Consider the following 5,915-nt stretch of genomic DNA (forward strand, 5'->3'; position numbering starts at 1 on the left):
TCAAGCCCTTTACCAAGAGCAGTACGATACCCCTAGTAACAGCCTACCAAGAAAAGCAGAAAGAGCTACAGGAAGCTACGTCATCCTTAGAGGAGCAGAAAAATAGGAGCATTAGCCTTGATGGGTTTATCCAAGAACTCAAGCAGCAGGATAGTCTCATCACAAACTTCAACCAAGAACTCTGGCAGACTAGTGTTGAGCGATTTGATATAAAGGAAGATAAGAAAATTAGCTTAACCTTCAAAAATGGCGTGAAGATTGATTTGTAGCAGACAAGGCGTGTCAATTTGGCACGTCTTTTTTTGGTTTTTCTGTGTTATAATAGAAGAAGTTATATTGGGAGTTGAGATGCACGATTTATTTGGATTTTGCACCCCCTTGAAAGGGAAAAGGTTAGATTGTATGATTAAATTGATAGCAACAGATATGGACGGGACGTTTTTGACGGATGATAAGACTTATGACAAGCCGCTTTTTGAGCGTTTGTTTGACCGTTTTCTAGAAGAAGATATTAAATTTGTGGTGGCTAGTGGTAATCATTATCCGACAATTTCCAAAGCACAAGCATCAGATGACTTTTGTGGCGGAAAACGGTTATCAATCTAGCTGGGAAAAAGTCGTCTTATTTACCTAAGGAAACGCCTAGTGATGTTAAGGACTTGCTGAGTTATTATTTGCCTGTTTTGCATTATGTGGATGATCTTCATCCTATTCCAGACGATGATTTCTTCAAGGTGACTTTATTGGTGCCAAAAGATTTGACGGTAACCATTCAATCTGAAATCAACACGTTGTTTGCGGATTATCAATTAACCGCGACTTCTAGTGGTTTTGGCTGTATTGATGTGATTCCATCGCACGTTCATAAAGGAACGGGAATTGATTTCTTGCTGGATTATTGGGGCTATGGGCCAGAAAATCTCATGGTCTTTGGGGACGGCGGCAATGACATTGAAATGCTCAAATTGGCCAAATATTCCTTTGCTATGGCCAATGCACCGCATGACATTAAGAAAATTGCTAACTACCAAGCACCATCAAACCAAGAAAATGGCGTGCTAAAAGTTTTGCAAGATTATTTTTTATCCCTATAAGGTGACGGAAAATAAGAAAAAGAGGAAAGCAATGACAGAAAAAGATGATTTTCAAACCTTGTATCATAAACCTGACGTGCAACGCTATCGCCAATATGTGTTAGCAGACCAACAGGCAGAATTGTGGGACAAATACGCGGCGCTTAATCAGCAGGTTTCCCACCCCAACATGGTTTTTGCTGGGGACTCGATTACAGAATATTTTCCCCTCCATGAGATGTTGTCGGCTTCGGTGCCTCTTTACAACCGTGGGGTTCATGGCATAACCAGCCTGCAATTGTTGGAACATTTGGATAGCCAAGTTCTTGATTTGAAACCTAGTCGAGTCTTTATCTTGATTGGGGTCAATGATTTGAAAACAAGAGAACCCAAGGCGGTTTGTCAGACCATTCAAGACATTATTGGTCAGATTCGTCAGCAATTGCCTGAAACAGATATCGTTTTATTGTCCCTATTTCCGATGGATGAATCCCCTGAATTTGTGCGGACACCAAGTCAACGTAACAATCAAACGATTGCACAACTGAATAGCTTGTTAAGCAAGTTGGCAAATGACAAGGTACACTGGTTGGACATTCACGATTTACTTTGCGACAACCAAGGGCAATTAAAGCGAGAATGGACAGTTGATGGCTTGCATTTGACCGTAGCGAGTTATAGTATTGTTGCCAAGGCTTTAGCGGACTACTTAATACTATAGTATCAGTTTGTAAGATAATACTGATGGAATGCGTTTTCATATTCTTCTATACTAGAGATGTTGAAAGATATAAAAGGAGCGTACAAGATGACAAAAGCATTTCCAAAAAATTTCCTTTGGGGTGGTGCAATTGCTGCCAATCAAGCAGAAGGAGCTTACAACGAAGACGGTCGTGGCTTAGTAGCAACTGACGTCACAACAGGTGGTAGCGTGAAAGAACCACGTTACATGACTTACATTGACAAAGACGGCAAACCAGGCAAAGTACCAACAATGGGACACAATGGGAAAATTCCAGAAGGTGCCAAATACGCGGTGCTAGACACCGAGCATTACCCTAACCATGTGGCGGTTGATTTTTACCATCGCTACAAGGAAGATATTAAGTTATTTGCTGAGATGGGTTACTCTATTTTCCGTCTGTCTATCTCATGGGCACGTATTTTCCCAAATGGGGACGACAAGGAGCCAAACCAAGCAGGTCTTGATTTTTACCGTTCTGTTTTTGAAGAATGCCGTAAATACAACATCGAACCTTTGGTATCTATCTGGCACTTTGACACACCGCTTGGACTGGAAGAAAAATATGGTGGCTGGAAAAACCGCAAGGTCATTGACTACTATGTTCGCTATTGCGAAGTGATTTTCAATGAATACAAGGACTTGGTGAAATACTGGTTGACTTTCAATGAAATCAACAACACGACCATGTTCTTGGATATGTTTGGGGCAAAAGCACGTGATGAAGATTACCAAGAAGGTTACCAAATCTTGCACCACCAATTTGTTGCATCTGCAAAAACCGTTCAAATCGGTCACGCTATCAATCCTGATTTCATGATTGGAAACATGATTTGTGGTATTACTTTCTACCCAGGAACGTGCGACCCTGCAGATATCTTGGCAAATGAGCACAAGTGGCAATCAGGTATTTACTACTGTGGTGACGTGCAAGTTAAGGGTGCTTATGGAACTTACGCCAAACGCCTTTGGAAAGAGCATAACGTGACACTTGATATCACAGAAGAAGATCTTGAAGATTTGAAACGTGGTACCGTTGATATGTACACCTTCTCTTATTATATGTCAAACAACGTGACGACCCACACAGGTGTCGAAGAAGTATCAGGAAACTTCTCAACAGGTGCTAAAAACCCTTATTTGACTTACTCTGACTGGGGTTGGGCACATGACCCAATGGGCTTGCAATATTACCTTGAAAAAATTTATGACCGCTACGCTATTCCATTGATGGTGGTTGAAAATGGTCTTGGTGCCTTTGATACGATTGAAGAAGACGGTTCTATCCACGATGATTATCGTATTGACTACCACCGTGCTCACATCAACGCTATGGCAGATGCGATTACAAATGGTGTGGACCTCATTGGCTACACAACTTGGGGTTGTATCGATATCGTTTCAGCTGGAACAGGTGAAATGCGTAAACGTTACGGTTTCATTTATGTGGATATGGACGATGCAGGCAACGGAACACTCAACCGTACACCAAAAGATAGCTTCTATTGGTACAAAGAGGTTCTGGCGACAAACGGACAAAAAGCCATTGAAGAGGCTGAAAATGCAAGCAAAGACTAGTGAGTCACTGCTCACCAATTAAGCTGGGACGACATGCCCAGCTTTTCTTTTTTATTAGTCAATAAAAGTCAAGCATTTCATTTTTCGGGGATTTTACCAACCTTAAAAATATGTTAAAATAGTAACAAAATGAAAGCTTTTTAAGAGAAGTTTATGAAGACAAAAGGTCATGGAACGATCAAAAAATCAAAAGCTTATGGAGCTATCGGAACTCTTTTATTGTCAGGTGTTTTGGTGGCAGCTATGGGAACAACAGCTGTGCAAGCTGACGAAACGGTAGAAAACTCTTCTGCCACAGAAACTCTTGCTAGCACACCACAAGTCGCAACAGAATCTACTGCTGCCACTGCCACAGATTCAGAAGTCAGTGTTGGGGACACAAAAACTTCTGAAACAGAAGCAAACAAGACGGTTATTTCTGACTCAGCAGAAAGCACAACTCCGGTTGAAGTAGAAAAGACTACAGAAACATCTTCAACCACAGAAAATACAGATGCTGAAGTTGTCAAACCAGCTGAATCTACTGTGCCAGAAAAGACAGAAACAGAAGTTGCTGGTGTAACAACTGAGGCAACAAACGTAGTAGAAGAGAATGAAAACAATTCTACCGAGTCAACAGAAGCAGAAGAAGATTCTACAGAGCCTGCAAAAGAAATGGCAAGCACAGAGGCAACTTCTGAAGAAAGTTCTGCTGAATAGTTGGTTGCATCAGAAACAGAAGCCAAAGTTATTTCTGAAGATGCTGAAGCTGCTGACCAATCAAAACATGGAGCCACAGGAGGCGGAACTGGAGTAACGGATAGAGTGACCGACGTTTATCTAGGTAGCAACGGTTTCAACATCCAATACAACCAACCAATCGCTGATGGGGCTAAAATCATGTTTGCGGTTTGGTCAGACAAGAATGGCCAAGATGACTTGATTTGGTACACGGCCGACAGCCATGGTAAAACAACAGCTAAATACACGGGTTCTTACGGCAAATACCATATTCACACCTATCAAAACCTTAATGGTAAAATGACTGGACTGAATGGAACAAGCATCATTGTGCCTGAGCCAAGTGCCAAAGTGACAATTGCGAAAGCCAGCGAAACCAGTTACAAAGTAACGGTTTCAGATGTACCTGTCTACATTTCAAGCGTGCAATTGCCAACATGGACTCAAGCCAATGACCAAGATGACTTGATTTGGTACAAGACAACTAAGGATTCAAACACCACTTATTCGGCTATTATCAGTGTGGCTGAACACAATCTAGAAAGCGGTCGCTACAATGTTCACGTTTACGGAACGAGCGCGGTAACCAATGCTTTGACAGGTTTGGCTGGTACGCATTTTGAAGCGGATTACCATTTTGGTGACGTAGTGGTTGATGCCACATTAGCCAAAGACGGCATTGATTTGACTATGCCAAGTGATGTCAGCAAAGGGATGGCGGTTTACCACGCGGTTTGGTCTGCGGAAAATGATCAAGATGATATTGTTTGGTACAAGGCTGACCCTTCAGGTCATACTAAAGCCAACTACACTGGCTCTTACGGAACTTACCTCGTTCACACATATGGAGTTGTTCACGGGCAAATGGTCGGTTTGAACGCCACTTCAGTCCTTGTGCCAAAACCAGAAGTTAAGGCTAATATTACCAAAGAAAGTGCGACGACTTACAAGGTAACCATCACTGATGTACCGATTTACATTGATGATATCCAAGTACCAACTTGGACAGAGGCAAATGGTCAAGACGATCTTCAATGGTACAAGGCAGAAAAAGCAGCAGACGGTTCTTATTGCGTTGTTTTCAGCGAAGCGACCCATAATCTAGAAGCGGGTACTTACAATGTCCACGTTTATGGCTATAACCACGTAAAAAAAGTACAAACAGGATTACTTGGCAAACGCTTTGAATCAGACTATCGTTTCGGTGATGTGGCCGTTAAGGCAGAATTGGCTCCAACAGGTATCTACATTACCATGCCAAGCGACGTCAGCTCAAACCTCAAAACTTACCACGCGGTTTGGTCAGCCAAAAACGATCAAGACGATATCAAATGGTACCAAGTGGCTAAAAATGGTCAATTAACAGCTAGCTACACAGGTGATTACGGTGCTTATTACATCCACACTTATGCCGTTGTCAAAGGGAAAATGACCTGCATCAGTGGAACCAGCATTGACGTGCCAAAACCAGATGTCAAAGTCAGTGTAACCCAAGCCAGCGATACTTCAGCTAAGGTTGTGGTAACCAACGTCCCAATCTACGTTCATGATATTGAAGTGCCTGTTTGGACTAGCCAAAACGGCCAAGATGATATCAAGTGGTACAAGGCAGAAAAAGCAGCAGACGGCAGCTACACTTACACTTTCTACGCGAAAAATCATAACTTTGAATCAGGCCACTACAACGTTCACGTTTACGGTGTCAGCGAAGTAACACATTCCCTTGTTGGTTTCGCTACTACTTCAGGGATTGATTTGACCTTTAATCAAAACTTGACAGCACCAACGGTTACCGTGCAAAA

General features: G+C 42.2%; 4 protein-coding genes and 2 pseudogenes. All 6 read left to right on the forward strand.

All coding sequences use genetic code 11. From position 1 onward, the window contains the following. Positions 1 to 269: pseudogene (locus B3473_RS01160) on the forward strand (hypothetical protein); the annotation flags it as partial. 133 nt (positions 270 to 402) lie between these two features. After that, positions 403 to 1,094 (forward strand): annotated as a pseudogene (locus tag B3473_RS01165) (Cof-type HAD-IIB family hydrolase). A gap of 31 nt (positions 1,095 to 1,125) precedes the next feature. Beyond that, entirely contained in the window at positions 1,126 to 1,794 is a 669-nt protein-coding gene (locus tag B3473_RS01170) for a GDSL-type esterase/lipase family protein (RefSeq protein WP_293650998.1), read from the forward strand. 87 nt (positions 1,795 to 1,881) lie between these two features. Beyond that, positions 1,882 to 3,393, forward strand: coding sequence for a glycoside hydrolase family 1 protein (locus B3473_RS01175; RefSeq protein ID WP_293650999.1), 1,512 nt, complete (start codon positions 1,882 to 1,884; stop codon positions 3,391 to 3,393). 153 nt (positions 3,394 to 3,546) lie between these two features. Next, a complete protein-coding gene (locus B3473_RS01180) occupies positions 3,547 to 4,092 on the forward strand; it encodes a hypothetical protein (protein WP_293651000.1) in 546 nt (181 codons plus the stop codon). After that, a partial coding sequence (locus tag B3473_RS01185; protein WP_293651001.1) for a GBS Bsp-like repeat-containing protein occupies positions 4,093 to 5,915 on the forward strand: 1,823 nt, incomplete at its 3' end.

The sequence above is a fragment of the Streptococcus sp. UBA632 genome (assembly GCF_002300045.1).
Classification (GTDB): Bacteria; Bacillota; Bacilli; order Lactobacillales; family Streptococcaceae; genus Streptococcus; species Streptococcus alactolyticus.

What these genes read in the sequence shown, in the direction of transcription:
- B3473_RS01170 (WP_293650998.1), top strand. Translation starts at nt 1,126, where the DNA reads ATGACAGAAAAAGATGATTTTCAAACCTTGTATCATAAACCTGACGTG.
- B3473_RS01175 (WP_293650999.1), top strand. Translation starts at nt 1,882, where the DNA reads ATGACAAAAGCATTTCCAAAAAATTTCCTTTGGGGTGGTGCAATTGCT.
- B3473_RS01180 (WP_293651000.1), top strand. Translation starts at nt 3,547, where the DNA reads ATGAAGACAAAAGGTCATGGAACGATCAAAAAATCAAAAGCTTATGGA.